Here is a 17,866-nt window from a genome sequence, read left to right on the forward strand (position 1 = left end):
CGCTCGGTAGCCTCTGAGTCGGTCAGCGAAAAGCGCGAAGAGCGCCGTCAGCAATGCCTTTAAGCGCATAATATCGCGTCGCGCCGCCGCGGGACCGACGCGATTGTTTGACGGTTAGCGCGCCCGGTTGACGCTTTTGAGGTCGCGCACCGGCGCCTGCCGGATGAAGCGATAGGCCGGCGCGGCCTGTGGCTGTGCTGCGGGTGCCGGCTGGGCTGCTGCCGGGCTTTGCGGATTGTAGGTATAGCTGTCGGCGCGGCGCCATGCCTCGACACGGGCATGGCACTCTTCCGGGTCCAGCGCATCGAGAACGAGGAAGGCGCGGCTGACATTGTGCTGCACTTCAGCAAGATGCGGATAGAGCTTTTCTAGCACGAAGACGGAATCGAGAAAGCCCATGCCGAGGCTCGTCAGCGTCGTGGCGAGTTGCTGGCCGGAGAGGTCGAGCATGATGCGCTCGGCAAGCCAGCGGCTGGCAGACAGCGCATCGGCAAGTGCGGTGGCGAAATGCGTGGCTTCCCGCGAGCGGGCAAAGCGCACCAGCAGCGCCTCCTGAATGTCGGACAGCGAGCGAAGGCCGAGCCGATCCTCATCGTTGCGGCTGAGATGGCCGGCAAGGCTTCGGATGCGCTCGCGCAGCGCCTCTTCATTGGCAATGCGTTCTGCTTCCTGCTGGTCCACTTCGGGTGCAGCAGGCATCGGCGAAAGCGGCATAGCCGGCTGCTCGGCCGGTGCGGCGGAGGATGGGCGCGGCTCGGCCTGGCGCAGCGCCACCAGCGCATCGATGACCTTCGGCGACAGGGAATCCCGGCTGACGATCGCCTTCACATGCGCAGCACCATGGGTGCGGGCAATGGTGATCAACGTATCGTCGCTGATTGCCTTGGAGGCAGCGAGGAAAGGTGCGGCGACTTCGATTGGCTGGTTGCCGATGAACAGTGCAACTGCTGCCGGCATGTTCTCGCATTGGGAAAGAGCTGCTACGGCCTGGCGTCTTGCCTCTTCGGAGGAGGCCTGGAAAAGCGGCATGAAGAGTTCGGCAAACTGGCGCAGTTCGGAGCGTGTCGGATGTGACAGGTTCTCGAAACTGCTGACAGTCGCCATTAACACCACGTCCTTCTTCCTGATGGCCATGGGGCCCTCTAGGTCTCGAAACCGGTCACGCACAAGAACACCCCGAAAACGCAGAACAAGCGGGAGACCGTGGGCCGACAAGCGCTGGCGGGACGCATGTCAGACATACGGTTATGAACAAATCCTACACCGGCACGGTTAATGGATGCTGAAGATTCTATTAAAATGCAACAGAAATATACACGTTTCGCGTGTCGTGGATTGGTGAGCCGGCAAAATAAAATCAAACGCCCCGGAAGCGGGGCGATTTCCAGTTTTTAAAGATGTGGATAAATAGCCGGCAAATAATCTAGAGGCCCTTGTGGCCTCTGAGTGCCGACAGCAGTTTGTCGTGGTCGTCATGGCCCGACTGGTAAAAAAGGTCGAGCGCGGTCGAAGCAGCAAACTGCGCTTCGACACTTCTGATGTCGATCTGCTTTTCCGCGCACCAGGCATCCAGCGCGCTACGCAATATATCCAGATCTTCTGACGTGAATGTGGCGTTGTATAGAAGGGGCATGGGTTGCTCTCCGTATGGCAGCAAGAGCACGTACAATCTCCCAGGCGGCCAATGCCTTAAACTTTTGGCCGATGGGGCGAGAATACACCCATCCACCCTTGCGGCAATTAATATTTTTGTGACGCATATTTGCAACACCTGCGGTGCAACGGCCGTTTCAGCGGAGAGGGGCTGTTAACTATCTGAATTGTTTCTAATTTTATCCGACGGCTTTCAGCCGGCCTTTTCTTTTTCGCGACTGAAACCAAACAACCATTCTGCGCGTTATCTCAATGCCGAGCAGACTGCCCAAAGCAGTGGCTGAATATTAGTAATCTGTTAACGGTCGTGTGTCTCAATTCGGACAGGAACGACGCGATTTGGGAATATGGATCGTGGAAGCTCCGCAACATCACGGTATTTCGGTCAGGTGCCGTGAGAAAGGCGCGAATGCCCTCGGTCCGGTTCATCCGGCGCTTGAGGACGCGCTGGCCCGCAGCATGGCGGGCAGGGTGAAATCCATCGCAAGTTCATCCGTCTCGGGCAGTGCATGGAGACGAGAATGGCAATTGTAGTCGCATTGGCGGACCGGCTGCGTGAGGAGCCGCGCCGCATGGGTAAAGAGCCCCGCGAAGCAAAAATCCTCTGGTTCACCGGCGTCCGTTACGAACGGATCGTCGAAACCCCGAAGAAAAATCCGGCGCATTCTGCGCCGCGCGTCAATAACAAGTAACTCACGAAAACAACCCTAGCGGGCGTCGAGTTCATCGCAGGTCGCTTCCGTCAGGAAGGCTCGCGCGGCTTCGTCGAAGCTTGCCTGCGGCGCCAGCGTGCGCAGCACCGCATACCCCTCAGGATGTGCCATCTCCACCATGATCGTCTGCTGCAGTTCCTGCGGCAGGTTCTTCCGGAGGTCCGTCAATTGGATCGGGCTTGCCGTAACAACGTCGAGCGCGCCGCCGACGGAGGTGCGGTCGTTCATGCTGAAGACCTCGTTCGAGGCGCTGTCATAGATCGCGATTGACCAGAAGGGCACATTGCCCTTGGCGGTGAAATGCACCGGAGCCTCGCTCACATCGAAGGAGCAGACGGCGGTGCGCACGAAGGGATCGCCATTGGCGAGCCCTGCTTCGTCATAGCGGCCGGTAAGCAGATAGAAAGTGTTCGGATCGCCCTCAGCCTCCACGCGCGTTGCGGCATCGCGGCCGGTGAAGTGTGGCAGAGCGAGAATGATGACGAGGTGCAGAAGTGCTGCGCCGAAAAGCCCGGTGAGGAGGGCGAAGAACACCCTAAGCATTGCCACATCCGATCTTGGTCAGCTTCGGCATCGAAAGGTCGATCACGCCGGAGCTGCCGGCAGTCGGCGTATCGAATAGCGTCAGCACCAACCGGAATGTGCCGGCCTGCGGCAGCGCCAGCCAGTTGCCGGGCTCAGCGCGTGCGGCAATGTCGATGGTGAAGCTGCTATCGGGCTGTCGCAGCACCGTCCATGAATTCAGCGCTGCTGGCAGGGTCGCCTGCAACGAGGCGGGATTGCCGGCATTGTCGGCGGTAAACAGCGTCCACAGCCGCGCCGGCGGCGTCTGGCCGATGATGCGGTAGCGGCAGGCAGCGTTCAGCCGCTCGCCGCTATCGTCCACACTCGCTGTAAAGGTCAGGCCCTCGGCACTGCCATAGAGCAGCTTGCCTGCGCGCGCACGATGCGACTTTGCGTAGGGGTCTGCGTCGACGGTCTGGAGTTCCGGAAAGGCCTCCCAGGCCCCGAGCTTGATCGCCCCGAATCCCTGCGTTGCATCCAGCGCATAAAGCGAAATCATGATGCCGCCGCCGAAGGCGACGATCAGCGTGATTAGGATGAAAAGGGGAAACCGAAACACCTTGCGCCCTTGAAGATCAAATCAGTTGAAAGGGTTACCACTGATTCTGGCAGGGTGGAATGCCGTGAGGCGATGTGTCCCCCAAGTCTTGGCAAACCAGATATGTCGGTTTGACTAAAACAGCCGAAGCATCACTCCGCGCTCGCGACCTTCTGTACCTCGAGCGGTGCAGCATCCTTCAGTTTCTCGCCGATGCCCTTGAGAATGTTTGTCGATTGCACGGAGAGCATGCGCGGGCGAATGAGGGTCGGCACGCCGTCCTTCGGCTTGCTGGCCTGGGCCTTGGCGACATCCTTTTCGGATGGCAGCGGGTTTTCGATACCGGGGATGGGGCGCAGCGCGACACCCTGATGGGCATAGTCCATGGCGCGCTTGAAGGTCATGGCAGGCAGCGAGCCGCCGGTCATGTTGTTGGTCGACGTATAGTCGTCGTTTCCGAACCAGACGGCGCAGGTGTAGTTGCCGGTGAAGCCCACGAACCAGGCATCGCGATAGGCCTGCGTCGTGCCCGTCTTGCCGGCGGTGACGACGCCATTGTCGAGTGCTGCCTTGCGCGCCGTACCCACATAGGGCACGCGCGACAGCATCTGGTTCATGTAGCTGTCGGCCTGTTCCGACAGCACGCGCTGGGCGGGCGGCTCGTCACGATCGAAGTCGTAGAGGACGTCACCGTCATAATCGAGAACCTGCGTGATGCCGTGGCGACGAGACTGATAGCCGCCGGTCGGGAACACCGCATAGGCGGTCGCCTGGTCCAGCACCGTCACCTCGGACGTGCCGATCGGGATCGTCACGTCGTCGCGGATCGGCGTTTCGACGCCCATGGCTTTGGCCATGGCACGGATCGGCTGGATGCCGAGCTTTTCCTTGGCCAGGCGCACTGGAATGGTATTGATCGACTGGGCGACCGCGGTTTCCAGCGTGATGCGGCCCGCATAATGGTTTGCGTAATTGTGCGGGCTCCAGTTGCCCCAGGAGATGGGCGCGTCGATGATCGTCGTCTTCGGCGTCATCCCGCTCTCCATGGCCACCGAATAGGTATAGACCTTGAAGGAGGAGCCCGGCTGGCGCAGCGCCTTGGTGGCGCGGTTGAACTGGCTCTCGCCATAATCGCGTCCGCCGACCATGGCGCGCACGGCACCGCCATTCTCGATCATCACCATCGCGCCCTGCTTGGCGTGATAGGCTTCGCCATATTCGCGCAGCGACGTCTCGATGGAATCGTCCGCCGCCTGCTGGATGCCCATGTCGATCGTCGTGCGCACGATCAGCGAGCGCTGATGGAAGCGCGGCGACAGACGCTGCACCTCGTCGAAGGCCCAATCGAGGAAGAAATCGGGCGATTCCACTTCATTGCGGTCGACGACGGTGGCGGGATTGCGCCGCGCGGCGATCACCTGCCCCTCGGTCATCAGTCCGCTCTGAACCAGATTGGTCAGCACCTCGTTGGCGCGGCCGCGCGCCGCCGGCAGGTTGACGTGCGGAGCATACTTGGCCGGCGCCTTGAAGAGGCCGGCCAGCATCGCGGATTCGGCGAGGTTCACGTCGGTGATGCTCTTGCCGAAATAGAATTGCGCCGCAGCCGCCGCACCAAATGTGCCACCGCCCATATAGGCGCGGTCGAGATAGGTCGCGAGGATCTCTTTCTTGGAAAGGTTGGCTTCCAGCCAGAACGCCAGGAAGGCCTCGGTGATCTTGCGGTCGATCGAGCGCTCGTTGGAAAGGAACAGGTTCTTGGCGAGCTGCTGCGTCAGCGTCGAACCGCCCTGCACGACTTCGCCGGCCTGGGCATTGGTGACCATGGCGCGGAAGAGGCCGATGACGTCGATGCCGAAATGGTCGAAGAAGCGGCGGTCTTCGGTCGCGATGACGGACTTGATCAGCGAATCCGGCAATTCGTCGATCGGCACGGAATTCTGATGGATCACGCCGCGATGGCCGATGACGTTGCCATAGCGGTCGAGAAAGGTGACGGCAAAATCGCCGCGGTTGCGCCAGTCTTCCTTGGTGGCCTCGAAAGCCGGCTGCGCGAGCGCCAGCATCAGCACGAAACCGACGGCCCCGAGCGTCAGCCCTTCGCCGGCGAGTTCGAACACCGCACGTTTCCAGCCGCGAACGCGAAAGCGGCGAAAGAAAATGGTGGTGTCTTCCCAGATTTCTGCAGCGCGGAAGCCAGCGTTCCAGACGGTCGAGTCGATCCATGAATCGATACGCAACAGCAGGTGTCGGTTTCTCGACTGCTGCTTCTGAGGCTTCTTGCCTTGCCCGTTTTCGGGCTCGTCTGGCCCATTATCTGGGTTGTCCGGATCCTGCACGTCCTATATTCCCGCCTGAGCACGCTCGGCGGCCGTGAAATCCGGACGCAGGAGCGGGGCCTGAAAGGGGCCGCAACTCTCCGGATAGCCGGAGCATGTTGAATGATTGGTTGATTTTGCGCACAAGAACAAGAGAGTTGAACGGTCGTCACGCGAATTTGCGGGCGGCTGTTGCAAGAAACGAACGATGAACGATCTGCCCTTCTGGAAGCGCAAGACGCTTGCCGAAATGAATGCCGAGGAGTGGGAAAGCCTCTGCGACGGCTGCGGCCTCTGTTGCCTCAACAAGATCGAGGAATGGGATAGCGGCGACGTCTATTTCACCTCGGTCCGCTGCAAGCTGCTCGATAGCGAGAGCTGTCAATGTTCCAGCTATCCGAACCGTTGGGATTTCGTGCCTGACTGCGTTCAACTCACCAAGGAGAACGTCTCCGAGATCGCATGGCTGCCGCCGACCTGCGGCTATCGCCTCGTCAATGAGGGCCGTGATCTCTACTGGTGGCACCCGCTGGTATCAGGGGATCCGGAAACCGTCCACGCTGCCGGCATCTCGGCCCGCGGCCGCACCATCAGCGAAAACGACGTCGATGTCGATGATTTCGAGGATTATGTCGTCGACTGGCCGCTGACGGTCGGAGAGGACGCCGAAAAAAACCGGGAAGCCGAAGAAAAGGCTGGCTGACCGCTACGGCCAGGTGCCATGGGGGATCTGGAACAGATGCCGGATGCGCGTCGTCAGCGTCGTCGGATGGCTGCCTTCAGCCGATACGCCGGCGCTGAAGTGATGTTTCTCGGATTCGATCCGGCGCGACAGCAGCAGTCCCAGCTCTTCGGCAAGCGCCGGCCGTTCCTGCATGATCGCGGCGAGATGGTCCTTGGCGATTTCATAGACGATGACGGATGTGAGCGCGCGGATATTGGCCGGCTCGAGCGCACCCATCAGCACGCCGCGTTCCCCGAATAGATCGCCGGGTGCAATTCTGGCGAGCTCGATGATCTCGTTGCCCTCGATCCGCTCCACGACGGCAACGCCGCGCCGCACGATCATCAGGGAGGTCAGCGAGGTGTCCTGCGTCGCGATCAGCGCATCCTTGCGGAAATTCAGCCGTTTCATGTCGGCCGCGAGCGACTCCTTTTCGTCTTCCGTCAGTGTTGAGAAGAGCGGGATGGCGTTCAGCAGCCGCCAGGCCGAATTCGGGTGCTTTCCGGCCGCTTCCAGCGGATCGGCAACCGGGGGAAGCGTCGACCCGGCGGGTGGCGCAAGCTGCAGGCCTGACGCCTTGGTGTGACGATAGACGAGATCGTAGACTTCGTTCCGGGCAGCCGTCGCTTCGCCCAGTCCGGAGACACGGAAAGAGAGCTCAAACTCGATGGCATTGCTGTCGAGCCCCGTGACGCTGACAACAGGGGTAGGGGATTTCAGGATGGCGTTGCTGCTCAAAAGTACCGTGCGCATCGTCTCTTCGATGGTCGCCGGTGGGATCGAGGGAACAACCCGGATCTTCAGCGAGACGCCATGGGCTTCTTCAGGGCTCGTCAGGTTCGTCAGCCGCGCCTTGGCGAGCGCGCTGTTGGGAACGATGACGAGGTCGTTGGTGCCGTTCAGAAGATGGGTTGAACGCCAGTTCGTTTCCACCACGCGGCCCTGCACGCCATCGTCGAGGACGATCCAGTCGCCGACGCTATAGTGCCGGCCGAGATTGAGTGCGATGCCCGAGAATACGTCATTCAGCGTGCTCTGCAGCGCAAGACCGAGCACGATGGCGAAGACACCCGATGTAGCAATCAGCGTGCCGATCGGCGCGCCGAAGACGTAAGCCACGACCGAAAGCCCGGCGCCGAGATAGATGATGGCGACGACGAGATCCTGCAGCAGGCGCCCCTCGCGTGGTTTGCGCTCGAAAATCAGGAAGAGCCGCACCGAGCTCGCCAGCACCATTGCGCCGCCTATCCACCAGACGGCCTTGGCGACCCCGACGAAGATGCGCCGGAAGAGATCGTCGGCCTTGCCCATATCGGACGTATAGGGGGCAATCTCGTGCTTCACGAGCAGCAAGGTCAGCAGCGCGAAGAAGATGAAGTTGGCGATCAGCCGGAAGGCAGGTTCCCGTCCGAAAATGAACCGCGCCGCGGCACTGGCCAGAACGAGAACAATAAACTGATACAGCGGATCTTCCAGCATCTGCCATGACATGCAGTACATCCTGATTGGGCGTTGGACCCTATATCACGGAAGAAGAAGTCCTGTCCTCTGACACGAATGGATAGGGTGTCGTGACCGTTGATAATACCGGCCGGGATTTTGCCCGGCCGGCCATTTGAGCTATTTCGCCGCGTAAGCTTCCAGCGCCTGGATGAGCTTCAGCCCCGTTTCGGCACGTACCGGGTTCGGATAGTTCCGGTTCGCCAGCACCGTCAGGCCGATATGCGCCTTCGGCACCAGAACGACATAGGCGCCGAAGCCGTTCGTCGATCCGGTCTTGTTCATCAGCACCGCGCTTTGCGGCGCAAGCGGCTTCGCCCGCTGTTTGACCGGCTGGCTTTCCAGACTCATCTTGGCCGAGTTGCCGTCGAGGAGCTTCTTGAGCGCCACGGGCCAGGCATATTGTTCCCAGACCATGTCCTGCGTGTAATAGGCCGTATCGAAATAGCCCATATGCGTCTTCTCGATCGCGGCCTTGAATTCGGGTGCCAGAGCACCCGGCTTCAAATTGAGTTCCAGCAGATGCACCATGTCGCGGGCCGTGGTCTTGATGCCATAGGCCTCGTCCTCAAGGACGCCGGGTCCGACGCGGACCGGCTTATTGGCGTTGGAATAACCGAAGGCGTAGCGATCCATGACGTCAAGCGGAACCGCGATGAAGGTGCTCTTGAGACCGAGGGCGGGAAACAACTTGCCTTCGGCCGCCTGCCTGTAAGTGCCGCCAAAACGCTCACCGGAGATCCGCCCGAGAAGGCCGATGCTGACATTGGAATAGGAGCGCATGGTGCCTGCCTTATAGGCCGGCTTCCAGCTTTTCAGATAGGTCATCAGCCCGGCATCGTCATTCACGCTATCCGGCACCTGCAGCGGCAGGCCGCCTGACGTGTGGGTGGCGAGATTGACGAGGGTGATCTTGTCGAAGGCGCCGCCCTTGAGCTCCGGCAGGTAGGTCGAAACCGGCTGGTCCATCGACAACAGGCCGCGCTGTTCGGCAAGTGCGGCAAGCGTGACATTAAAAATTTTGCTGACGGAGCCGAGCTCGAAGATCGTGTCGCTGGTGACGGGTGCTTTCGTCTCGCGCGAGGCTTCACCATAGGTGTAATAGAATTCCGAGCCGTTGATCGTCACGCCGACGGCCAGTCCCGGGATGTCGTATTTCCTAATTACCGGCTGAAAAACGCGATCGACCATCTCCTGGAACGCTTTGTCCGTCATGTCTGCTGCATGGAGCGGGCTCGCCGACAAGGCGAGGGCGATGAGGCAGTGTCTCATATTCACTAGCGGTTCCTCTCTGTGCATCCGGCAATATGGCCGACACACGGTCGATAGCGTGGCCCTTTGTCCCTCCACAAACGATAAGAACTCGCAGGAGACCCTAGTTTAATTTGGGCTCGAGGGCGGCGAGAAAGAGCCGTAGTTCCCGCTGGACGTAGTCGGCTACAGCTCCCTCGGACGAGAAGCCCCACCAGAGCAGCGATCCCTGCCATTGCGAGAGCATCAGCCGGGCAATGGTCTGCGCTTGCCCCTGTCCCCCGAAACGCTCGGCAATCGCTGCCGTCAGGGCAGCACCCCAGGCCGCGCCACGAGCGCGGAGAACCGGATCGCGGAAATCCTCGCGCAGTAGAAGCAGGCCTTCCGCATAGGAGGCGGGATTATCGCCATAGTCCTGGGAAAGGCCGGTCAGCAGCGCGATCGCTCCGTCCGCGGTCTTCGGCAGCGTATCGGCAAGCCGCGCCGTTTCCGCGTCCAGCCGGTCCCAGGCGTGGAGCAGGGCGGCGCGCAGCATGCCGGCTTTGGTAGAGAAGCGCTGCACCAGTGTCGAGCCGGAAAGGCCGCTTGCCTTCGCGACCGCCGCAAAGGTCGCCGCATCCGGCCCCTCGGACTGGATCACATCGAGAACCATCGAAAGCAGCTGTTCATCTGAAAGCGTGCGCGGACGCGGCATGAAATTCCCTCTTGCGTTCGCCATATTTATGAACGAACATTCGTTTATATACAAGTAAGCCGACTGGGCCGGTTAATTGCTTCTAGCGGGGAGGACAGCGAAGTGACAGCGAACTTAAAGGGAAAGGTGGCGCTTGTTGCCGGCGGAACGCGCGGCGCCGGCCGCGGCATTGCGGTGGAACTGGGCGCGGCAGGCGCGACCGTCTATGTGACTGGCCGCACGACCCGCACGCAGCAATCCGAATACGGCCGGCCTGAGACCATCGAGGAGACCGCCGAACTGGTGAGCGCGGCAGGTGGGCGTGGCATCGCCGTGCAGGTGGATCATCTGGTGCCGGAGCAAGTCGAAGCGCTGGTTGCCCGCATTCGCGCGGAGGAGGGCAGGCTCGATATCCTCGTCAACGATATCTGGGGCGGCGAGCATCTGACGGAGTGGAACAAGCCGGTCTGGGAGCATTCCCTCGACAAGGGCCTGCGCATGCTGCGGCTTGCCATCGACACCCATTTCATCACCGCCCATTACGCGCTGGCACTGATGATCGAGCAGCCGGGCGGATTGCTGGTGGAGATGACGGATGGCACGGCGGATTATAATGCCACGCATTACAGGCTCTGCCCCTATTACGATCTGGTGAAAACGGGCACGAACCGTATGGCCTGGGCGCATGCCAAAGATCTGGCAGCGCATGGTGCCACTGCCGTCTCGCTCTCACCCGGCTGGATGCGCTCGGAAATGATGCTGGAAATCTATGGGGTTAAGGAAGAAAATTGGCGCGACGGCACAAAAGTCCAGCCGCATTTCGTCATCTCGGAAACGCCGCGTTTCACCGGCCGGGGAGTGGCTGCACTGGCCGCCGATCCCGACCGCAAGAGATGGAACGGTCAGTCGCTCTCAAGCTTCCAGCTGGCCGATGCCTACGGTTTCACCGATCTCGACGGCACGCGGCCGGACTGCTGGCGTTACCTCGCCGAAGTGCAGGAACCTGGTAAGCCGGCGGATGACACTGGATATCGCTGATCAGACGCTGCCGCCCGAGGGATCGATCCCCATGCGAATCTGCTAGTCTCTCGACGAAGAGGGAGTTCGCATGGCTTTGCGTATCATTTCATTGAATGCCTGGGGCGGCAGCATCCACGCGCCACTGATCGACTATCTGGCAAATGTGGATGCCGACGTCTTCTGCCTGCAGGAGGTAGTCCGGTCCGCAGCCGATACGCCGGGATGGCTGGAATATCGTGATGGCGGCGTTGTGCTGCCGCAGCGCGCCCATCTCTATGACGAGATTGCCGCCGTCCTCCCTGACCATGACGGCTTCTTCTGTCCATTCGCGCGGGGGCATCTCTTTCACGGCGAGGCGGTCTTCCCGACCGAATTCGGCATTGCCACCTTCGTGCGTAAGTCGCATGCGGTAATCGCCCAGGCGGTGGACTTCATCCATGGCGGTTTCTCGTCCAATGGCTGGGGTGAGCATCCGCGTTCGCGCAATGCCCATTGCATTCGCCTGTTCGATTATGCCGGCGGCTTTTCCGTCACCATCGCCCAGCTCCACGGCCTGCGTGATCCCGCCGGCAAGGGCGATATTCCGGCTCGGCATGCGCAGGCGGATGCGCTCGTCGAGCTGATCGAACGTGTCTGGCCGGGTGATGAACGCCTGGTCGTCTGCGGCGATTTCAACGTGCTGCCTGACAGCGTAACCTTCGAAAAGCTTGGCCGCCTCGGCCTCAACGATCTCGTCACCGGCAGGGGTTTTACCGATACCCGCACCTCGCTCTATCCGAAGGATGGACGCTTTGCCGACTATATGCTGGTGACGCCGGAAGTGGTGGTGAAGCGCTTCGAGGTGGTGGAGGCTCCCGAAGTTTCCGATCACCGGGCTCTGTTGATTGATCTTACCTAGCGCAGCTTAAAGTGCCGCTCCAGGTCGGCAATCTGCTCACTATTGAGCTGTCGCACCTTCATGCCGCGCGTAATGATCGAAAGCTTTGCCGCCTCTTCCAGCTCTTCGATCGCGAAGACGGCGGAATCGAGCGTGGCAGCCGACACGATCGGCCCGTGGTTTTCCAGCAGCACGGCGCTGTGCTCGCCGGCGATTTCAGCAATCAGTGGCTTTACGTCAACCGAGCCCGGCCGTGTATAGGACACGACAGGCACCTTGCCGACGCGCATCACCACATAGGGCGTCAATGGTGGAATGGCGTCCTTGGGATCGGTATCGGCAAGGCAGGAAAGGGCAGTTGCATAGGTGGAATGCAGATGTACGACCGCGCCCGTCTGCGGCCGTTTCTCATAGAAGGAGAAATGCAGCGGCAGTTCCTTTGTCGGCGCATCGCCCGAGAGGGACTTGCCGTCTTTGTCGAGTTTCGACAGCCGCTCAGGATCGAGAAAGCCCAGGCAGGAATTGGTCGGCGTTGCGAGATAGAAGTCTGCGGTCTTTACCGAAATATTGCCCGAGGAGCCGGCCGTAAGCCCGCGCTCGAAAAGCGATTTTCCCCAGCGGACGATGGCTTCGCGCAGCGCTGCCTCATTCATGGCCTGCAATCCTGTCCAGAGCCTTGGCGAAGAAATCCGGCGAGCCGAAATTGCCGCTCTTCAGCGCGAGTCCGATCGGCCGCGCAGGCCGGCCGCGCTCGGACACCAGAACCGGCACGCCGGGATCGATCTCCGCACCAATGGTCATATGCTTGAGGCCGAGTGCCTCAACAACCGCACCAGAGGTCTCCCCGCCGCCGACGACGATCTGGCATGTGCCGGAATCGGCGAGCCGCTTGGCAAGGCCGCCGAAGAAATCCTCAAGGATCTTTGCCGATTCCTCGCGGCCGAAGCGCTGCTGCACGAAGCTCACGACATCCGGCGAGGTGGTGGAGTAAACGATCGGATTGTCGGCCGCATTGGCGGCGACCCAGCTGGCGGCGCGCTCCACCGACATGGTGCCGCGCACGATGGCTGCTGGATCGATCGACAGGCCTGGATGGTTCTCCAGATGGCAAGCGACCTGGTTCTGCGAGGCGAGCGAGCAGGAGCCACAGAGGACGACGCCGGGGCCAGCAACGATAGGCACTTCGGCGGGAATACCGGAAAGCTTGCCAAGCTTGGCGAAATTACGCACCAGCCCCTGCGCCACTCCCGACCCGCCGGTTACCAGCGCATGGTCGGCGACAGCTTCACCGATGGTTATCAGATCGGCATCCTCGATGGCATCGACGACGACGAGGCGGTTGCCATCGGTCAGTTCGTCGCGCAGGCGGCTGCGGATGGCGCCGGAACCTTCGCGCACCGTATCGAGCGTAATGCTGCCGACACTGCCGCGGGTCTGGTGCCGCAGCCAGCGGCGGATGTCGGGATCCGTCATCGGCGTCAGCGGATGGTTCTCCATGCCGGATTCGCTGAGCAGCTTGTCCTTGACGAAGAGGTGGCCCATGAAGACCCGCCTTCCGGTCGCCGGAAAGGCCGGGCAGAACACGGTGACATCGGCGCCCGTCAGCCGCTGCAGGGCCTCGGCCACCGGGCCGATATTGCCTTCACGTGTGGAATCGAAGGTCGAGCAATATTTGAAGAAGATCTGCTCGCAGCCCTGATCCAGCAGCCAGCGCGCCGCATCCATGGATTGCAACACCGCATCTTCGACCGAGATCGAGCGCGTCTTCAGCGCCACCACACCGGCTTCGCAATTCACTTTGCCGCGGCCGGGGCCGACGAACTGCATCGTCGACATGCCGCCGCGGGCAAGGGTGTTGGCTAGATCGCTGGCGCCGGTGAAATCGTCGGCAATGGCTCCAAGCAGCATGTCAGGCAGGCTCCGGCAGTCTGTTGTTCAATTCGTCCTCGATATGGACGCAGATAATGTCGTCAAAGGATGTCTCGGCTGTGAAGCCGAGCGAAAGGGTGGGGCTGGCATCCAAACTCTGCGCCGATCACAAGGATTTTCATCTGAAGCGGTCCTTCCGACGGATGATGTGAACGCAAACCAAAACGCGCCGCCGCCTGAGTCGGCAGGCACGGTGCGTTTCTAGTTAAGACCAGCCGGGCAAGGCTGTCACGCAATTTCGGGCGGAGGGTCCGGTTTGATTGTGGGTTGGAATTGGCAGTCGGCCTTGCTCCGAGACCGGTTTCGCGGCAACAAGCATGGCATGAGCATCCCGACAGAATACCCTTTCGACTTCGACCCCACCTACGGCATGACGCTTGCCGACCTGCAGGCAATCCGCCCGCCGGAAGCGCCTGAGGGATTCGATGCCTTTTGGCAGAAGCGTTATGCCAGGGCGCTGGCGGTGAAGCCTGAGCCGCGCTTGAGCCCAAGCAAGGATACCCATCCGGACTGGCAGGTACGCGATATTGTCTACACGTCCACGGATGACGTCCGCATCGGCGGCTGGCTGCTCACGCCCCGCAAGGGCGAGGTCAAGCGCGGCCTCGTCGTTGGCCACGGTTATGGAGGCAGGGACCAGCCTGAATTCGATATTCCGGTCGAGGACACCGCCATCCTCTTTCCCTGTTTCCGCGGCATGTCGCGCAGCGCCCATCCGCCGATTTCGCCTGACGCGCCCTGGCATGTGCTCCACGACATCGATGATCCCGATCATTACGTGATCGGCGGCTGCGTTGAGGATCTCTGGGTTGCAGTGTCGGCGCTGCTATCGCTCTATCCCGCGCTTGATGGCCATATCGGCTATAGCGGCATCAGCTTCGGCGGCGGCATCGGCGCGCTCGGCATTCCCTTCGATAAACGTATTGCCCGCGGCCATCTGACGGTACCGACCTTTGGTAACCGCAAGCTGTGGCTAACATTGCCGACGGTCGGCAGCGCCCATTCGGTGCAGGATTATGCAAAGACGCACGCGGGTGTTTTCGAAAAGTTGCGGCTCTTCGATGCCGCAACGGCAGCGACCCGCATCACCGTGCCGATGCTGGCCGCCGTCGCCCTCTTCGATCCGGCGGTTGCACCCCCCTGTCAGTTCACGGTGGCCAACGCTTTGCCGAAATCAAAATTTAATGAAATCTTCATCCTGGATGCCGGGCATTTCGACTATGCTGATAGTGCAGTGCAGCAAACTGTGCTGCGCGAGCGAGTCGGGCGGTTTTTCAGGGGTCTATGAACCGAGAATATCTGCGCTGGTACAGCGATCGGCTCCATCGTGACATGGAGCTTCTGGTGTTCGGGCATGCCGGCGCCAAAGTACTGATGTTCCCAACGCGGGAAGGGCGCTTTTGGGAATATGAACATCTCGGAATCGTTGCCAGCCTCGCCGATAAGCTCGAGGCCGGTCATCTGCAGCTGTTCTGCATCGAGGGCCTCGCGGGCGAAACCTTCTACGACTTCGGCCGCCATCCGGCCGATCGTATCCGTCGCCATATCGCTTTCGAGGAATATGTGCTGAACGAGGTTCTGCCGCTGATGGAGAGCCGCAACGGCCACGAATGCACCATCGTCCACGGCTGCAGCCTCGGCGCCTTCCAGGCCGCCAGCCTCGTCTTCCGCCACCCGCATCTCTTCCGCAAGCTGGTGGCCTTTTCCGGCCGCTACGACCTGACGATGAAGGTCGAATCCTTCTCGGATCTCTTCGACGGTTATTACGACGACACGGTCTATTTCCACATGCCGACACATTTCCTGCCGGGCCTTGCCTGCGATTGGCGGCTGGAAAAGCTGCGGCAGGTGGATATCGTGCTGACGATCGGCAACGAGGATCCGTTCCTCGATAACAATCGCTATCTCAGCCGCCTTCTCGCTGACATGGGTGTCGGCCATCGGCTGCATTTCTGGGATGGCAGGGCGCACCGCGCCGGTGCCTGGCGCCGGATGGCGCCCCTTTATATATGAGCATCGCCGGATGTTTATATCTAGGCATCGCCGGATGGCGCCGCTCTATATCTGATTCACTGCATCAGCGGCTTCTTGAGGAAGCTGTTGCGGTCGGCGGATTTGATCCGCAGCCAGGCCTCGCGGCCGTTCCGCAGCACACGCATCGGGATTTCAGCGCCTGCCGGGCCACTCTTCCAGACCTTACGGTAGAAATCGGCAAGCCCGTCCACTTCGCCGTCGCGGATTTCCGAGATCACGTCGCCCTGCTGCAGGCCGGCCTGCGCGGCCGGGCTGCCCTTGGCAACGCTCATGACGACAACTTCCCCGTTGCTTTCAGCCGAAAAGGCGCCGAGCCAGGGGCGCGGCGGCCTGTCGATCTGGCCGCGGTTAAGCAGGTCGTCAAGGATCGGCGGAAGGAGGTTGATCGGCACGGCCATGTTGATATCGGCGACCTCTTCGTCCTGAACCATCTGCAGGCGCAGCGAACCGATGCCAAGCAGCTTGCCGTCGTCGCTGATCAGCGCCGCACCGCCCCAGGAGGGATGCGCGGGTGCGATGAAGATCGCCTCGTCGAGCAGATATTCCCAGTAGCCCGCAAATTCCTGCTTGGCGACGATATTGGCCTGCACGAATTCGCCGAGACCATCGGCAAAGATCACGGCATCGCCGACCGTCGTCTTGACCTTGTCGCCGATGTCGATGGCCGGCAGGTCGAGAGGCGCCAGCGACTGGATGAGGCCGAAGCCGGTTTCCTGGTCATAGGCGAGCGCATGGCCAGGTACGACCTTGCCGTCATGGCGCGTCAGCCAGATTTCGTCTGCTTCGGTGATCAGGTAGCCGATGGTGAGCACCAGCCCGTTTTCCCTGATGACGACGCCGCTTCCTTCCCGGCGGGTGCCCAGCGTATTCGCGGTGAAGGCATCTTCGGGGATGGAGGCGCGAACGGCCACAACTGACCGCAGGATCCTGTCGATATTCATGGTTTCATCCTCGTAAGGCGGGCACAAAGGCTCGGAATGCAGCGAGGGCCGGCAAGGGCCGGACGCATACCATTCCTTCTATAGGTATGAAACGACAGTCGTTTCTGCAAGACCCGCAGCCTGCGGTCTTTTACCCTGCTGCTTCCCGGCTGTATTGCCGCGGCGAGCGCGCCATCACCCGCTTGAAGGCGGTGCTGAAGGCGCTTTCGGAATCGTAGCCGAGCGAAAGTGCAATCTTGCCGATCGGCTCGCTGCTGTTGGAGAGCCGCTCGCTCGCCAGCATCATACGCCAGCGTGTGAGATAGTCCATCGGCGCGGCTCCGACCTTTTCCTTGAAGCGCTCGGCAAAGGAGGAGCGCGACATGCCGGTCATCGCAGCAAGTTGCTGCAGCGTCCAACGCCGCGCCGGCTCTGCATGCATGGCGCCGATCGCCATGCCGATCTGCCGGTCGGCGAGCGCAAACAGCCAGCCGGTGCCTTTGATATCGGGTGCTGAGAGATAGAGCCGCAGGATCTGCATCAGCATGATATGCGCCAGATGCTCGGTCATCAGGAAGCCGCCCGGGTGGCGGCCGCGCAGCTCCCGCGCCATCTGGTCGATCGCAAAGCGCAGCACCGAGGCCTGATCCGAATGCTCGCTGACATGGACGACCGGCGGCAATATGCCGACGAGCAGATCGGCGCCTGCGCCGGAAAAGCCGAAGCGGCTGCCGACGAGGAAAAAGGCGCCGCCGCCATTGCAGATCGCGACACCATCCTTAGCATGCGCATAGATGTCATTGGCGGGGATCGTCGGCAGGCTGCGGTCGCTCATCATCCGGAAGGGCCGGCTCTGCGTCAGCAGAAAACAATCGCCTTCCTCCAGCCGCACAGGCTCAGCGACCCCATCCACCTCCAGCCAGCAGCCGCCCGAGAGAACGGCATTGAACTTGATGCCCTGCGGTGGCGGAAAATCGATCGCCCAGTCACGGCCGGCATCGAGCCCGAGCGAGACGTAGCTCTTCGGCTTCAAGAGCGCCAGCACATCGGAAAGCGGATCCATGGAAACAGAACTCATAAGGAAATCCGGACGATCGCAAACATATCATGGACTTTAACGCATAGATCGTATGGACGCCACCGCATTAGTCTCCG

General features: G+C 61.1%; 18 protein-coding genes. 6 read left to right on the forward strand and 12 right to left on the reverse strand.

Going from position 1 to position 17,866, the window contains the following annotated elements; all coding sequences use genetic code 11:
- Window positions 1-114 precede the first annotated feature (114 nt).
- A complete protein-coding gene (locus AB4Z13_RS05620) occupies window positions 115-1,167 on the reverse strand; it encodes a DUF2336 domain-containing protein (RefSeq protein ID WP_113322594.1) in 1,053 nt (350 codons plus the stop codon).
- Between the two features lie 256 nt (window positions 1,168-1,423).
- Complete coding sequence (locus AB4Z13_RS05625; RefSeq protein WP_439014400.1) at window positions 1,424-1,633, reverse strand: hypothetical protein; 210 nt, start codon at window positions 1,631-1,633, stop codon at window positions 1,424-1,426.
- A gap of 541 nt (window positions 1,634-2,174) precedes the next feature.
- Here AB4Z13_RS05625 and AB4Z13_RS05630 point away from each other — a divergent pair.
- Complete coding sequence (locus tag AB4Z13_RS05630) at window positions 2,175-2,345, forward strand: hypothetical protein (protein ID WP_439014401.1); 171 nt, start codon at window positions 2,175-2,177, stop codon at window positions 2,343-2,345.
- Between the two features lie 15 nt (window positions 2,346-2,360).
- Here the strand turns inward: AB4Z13_RS05630 and AB4Z13_RS05635 are convergent, their stop codons facing one another.
- From AB4Z13_RS05635 to AB4Z13_RS05645, 3 genes are all read right to left on the reverse strand, one after another.
- Window positions 2,361-2,909 carry a DUF1254 domain-containing protein gene (locus AB4Z13_RS05635; RefSeq protein ID WP_113322581.1) on the reverse strand — a complete coding sequence of 183 codons (549 nt, stop codon included), beginning with the start codon at window positions 2,907-2,909 and terminating at the stop codon, window positions 2,361-2,363.
- Window positions 2,902-3,489 carry a DUF1214 domain-containing protein gene (locus AB4Z13_RS05640; RefSeq protein ID WP_113322582.1) on the reverse strand — a complete coding sequence of 196 codons (588 nt, stop codon included), beginning with the start codon at window positions 3,487-3,489 and terminating at the stop codon, window positions 2,902-2,904. Before AB4Z13_RS05640 ends, AB4Z13_RS05635 begins: the two co-directional genes overlap by 8 nt.
- A 131-nt stretch (window positions 3,490-3,620) precedes the next feature.
- A complete protein-coding gene (locus AB4Z13_RS05645; RefSeq protein ID WP_113322583.1) occupies window positions 3,621-5,804 on the reverse strand; it encodes a transglycosylase domain-containing protein in 2,184 nt (727 codons plus the stop codon).
- Between the two features lie 187 nt (window positions 5,805-5,991).
- Between AB4Z13_RS05645 and AB4Z13_RS05650 the strand changes: the two genes are divergently transcribed.
- The gene (locus AB4Z13_RS05650; protein WP_310377891.1) at window positions 5,992-6,486 is read left to right on the forward strand and encodes a YcgN family cysteine cluster protein; all 495 of its coding nucleotides are present in this window, start codon (window positions 5,992-5,994) and stop codon (window positions 6,484-6,486) included.
- Window positions 6,487-6,489: 3 nt separating this feature from the next.
- Here the strand turns inward: AB4Z13_RS05650 and AB4Z13_RS05655 are convergent, their stop codons facing one another.
- From AB4Z13_RS05655 to AB4Z13_RS05665, 3 genes are all read right to left on the reverse strand, one after another.
- Window positions 6,490-7,998, reverse strand: a complete 1,509-nt coding sequence (locus tag AB4Z13_RS05655) for a mechanosensitive ion channel family protein (protein ID WP_113322585.1) — start codon at window positions 7,996-7,998, stop codon at window positions 6,490-6,492.
- Between the two features lie 129 nt (window positions 7,999-8,127).
- Entirely contained in the window at window positions 8,128-9,279 is a 1,152-nt protein-coding gene (gene ampC / locus AB4Z13_RS05660) for a class C beta-lactamase (protein ID WP_439017182.1), read from the reverse strand.
- 103 nt (window positions 9,280-9,382) lie between these two features.
- Window positions 9,383-9,952, reverse strand: coding sequence for a TetR family transcriptional regulator (locus tag AB4Z13_RS05665; protein ID WP_439014402.1), 570 nt, complete (start codon window positions 9,950-9,952; stop codon window positions 9,383-9,385).
- Window positions 9,953-10,054: 102 nt separating this feature from the next.
- Between AB4Z13_RS05665 and AB4Z13_RS05670 the strand changes: the two genes are divergently transcribed.
- Both AB4Z13_RS05670 and AB4Z13_RS05675 read left to right on the forward strand, forming a co-directional pair.
- Window positions 10,055-10,969 carry an SDR family oxidoreductase gene (locus AB4Z13_RS05670; RefSeq protein WP_439014403.1) on the forward strand — a complete coding sequence of 305 codons (915 nt, stop codon included), beginning with the start codon at window positions 10,055-10,057 and terminating at the stop codon, window positions 10,967-10,969.
- Between the two features lie 70 nt (window positions 10,970-11,039).
- Window positions 11,040-11,849, forward strand: coding sequence for an endonuclease/exonuclease/phosphatase family protein (locus tag AB4Z13_RS05675; RefSeq protein ID WP_439014404.1), 810 nt, complete (start codon window positions 11,040-11,042; stop codon window positions 11,847-11,849).
- Here the strand turns inward: AB4Z13_RS05675 and otnC are convergent.
- Window positions 11,846-12,481, reverse strand: a complete 636-nt coding sequence (gene otnC / locus AB4Z13_RS05680; protein WP_439014405.1) for a 3-oxo-tetronate 4-phosphate decarboxylase — start codon at window positions 12,479-12,481, stop codon at window positions 11,846-11,848. The two genes, AB4Z13_RS05675 and otnC, sit on opposite strands and share 4 nt — an antisense overlap.
- Window positions 12,474-13,736 carry a 3-oxo-tetronate kinase gene (gene otnK / locus AB4Z13_RS05685; protein ID WP_439014406.1) on the reverse strand — a complete coding sequence of 421 codons (1,263 nt, stop codon included), beginning with the start codon at window positions 13,734-13,736 and terminating at the stop codon, window positions 12,474-12,476. Before otnK ends, otnC begins: the two co-directional genes overlap by 8 nt.
- Window positions 13,737-14,079: 343 nt before the next feature.
- Here otnK and AB4Z13_RS05690 point away from each other — a divergent pair, with 343 nt between their 5' ends.
- On the forward strand, window positions 14,080-15,045 hold the full coding sequence (locus tag AB4Z13_RS05690) for an acetylxylan esterase (RefSeq protein ID WP_439014407.1): 966 nt from the start codon (window positions 14,080-14,082) through the stop codon (window positions 15,043-15,045).
- The gene (locus AB4Z13_RS05695; protein ID WP_037105163.1) at window positions 15,042-15,770 is read left to right on the forward strand and encodes an esterase family protein; all 729 of its coding nucleotides are present in this window, start codon (window positions 15,042-15,044) and stop codon (window positions 15,768-15,770) included. The genes AB4Z13_RS05690 and AB4Z13_RS05695 overlap by 4 nt, the downstream gene beginning before the upstream one ends.
- Window positions 15,771-15,826: 56 nt before the next feature.
- Here AB4Z13_RS05695 and AB4Z13_RS05700 read toward each other — a convergent pair whose 3' ends face one another.
- Entirely contained in the window at window positions 15,827-16,732 is a 906-nt protein-coding gene (locus AB4Z13_RS05700; RefSeq protein ID WP_113323014.1) for a S1C family serine protease, read from the reverse strand.
- A 130-nt stretch (window positions 16,733-16,862) separates the two neighbouring features.
- Window positions 16,863-17,774, reverse strand: a complete 912-nt coding sequence (locus AB4Z13_RS05705) for an AraC family transcriptional regulator (protein ID WP_439017183.1) — start codon at window positions 17,772-17,774, stop codon at window positions 16,863-16,865.
- Window positions 17,775-17,866 lie beyond the last annotated feature (92 nt).

It is taken from the genome of Rhizobium sp. YAF28, assembly GCF_052113285.1.
Lineage (GTDB): Bacteria > Pseudomonadota > Alphaproteobacteria > Rhizobiales > Rhizobiaceae > Rhizobium.

Bases quoted from the DNA above. Each gene is read 5' to 3' on its own strand.
- AB4Z13_RS05625 (WP_439014400.1), bottom strand. From the start codon at position 1,633: ATGCCCCTTCTATACAACGCCACATTCACGTCAGAAGATCTGGATATA.
- AB4Z13_RS05630 (WP_439014401.1), top strand. From the start codon at position 2,175: ATGGCAATTGTAGTCGCATTGGCGGACCGGCTGCGTGAGGAGCCGCGC.
- AB4Z13_RS05635 (WP_113322581.1), bottom strand. From the start codon at position 2,909: ATGCTTAGGGTGTTCTTCGCCCTCCTCACCGGGCTTTTCGGCGCAGCA.
- AB4Z13_RS05650 (WP_310377891.1), top strand. From the start codon at position 5,992: ATGAACGATCTGCCCTTCTGGAAGCGCAAGACGCTTGCCGAAATGAAT.
- AB4Z13_RS05655 (WP_113322585.1), bottom strand. From the start codon at position 7,998: ATGTCATGGCAGATGCTGGAAGATCCGCTGTATCAGTTTATTGTTCTC.
- ampC (WP_439017182.1), bottom strand. From the start codon at position 9,279: ATGAGACACTGCCTCATCGCCCTCGCCTTGTCGGCGAGCCCGCTCCAT.
- AB4Z13_RS05665 (WP_439014402.1), bottom strand. From the start codon at position 9,952: ATGCCGCGTCCGCGCACGCTTTCAGATGAACAGCTGCTTTCGATGGTT.
- AB4Z13_RS05675 (WP_439014404.1), top strand. From the start codon at position 11,040: ATGGCTTTGCGTATCATTTCATTGAATGCCTGGGGCGGCAGCATCCAC.
- otnC (WP_439014405.1), bottom strand. From the start codon at position 12,481: ATGAATGAGGCAGCGCTGCGCGAAGCCATCGTCCGCTGGGGAAAATCG.
- otnK (WP_439014406.1), bottom strand. From the start codon at position 13,736: ATGCTGCTTGGAGCCATTGCCGACGATTTCACCGGCGCCAGCGATCTA.
- AB4Z13_RS05690 (WP_439014407.1), top strand. From the start codon at position 14,080: ATGAGCATCCCGACAGAATACCCTTTCGACTTCGACCCCACCTACGGC.
- AB4Z13_RS05695 (WP_037105163.1), top strand. From the start codon at position 15,042: ATGAACCGAGAATATCTGCGCTGGTACAGCGATCGGCTCCATCGTGAC.
- AB4Z13_RS05700 (WP_113323014.1), bottom strand. From the start codon at position 16,732: ATGAATATCGACAGGATCCTGCGGTCAGTTGTGGCCGTTCGCGCCTCC.
- AB4Z13_RS05705 (WP_439017183.1), bottom strand. From the start codon at position 17,774: ATGGATCCGCTTTCCGATGTGCTGGCGCTCTTGAAGCCGAAGAGCTAC.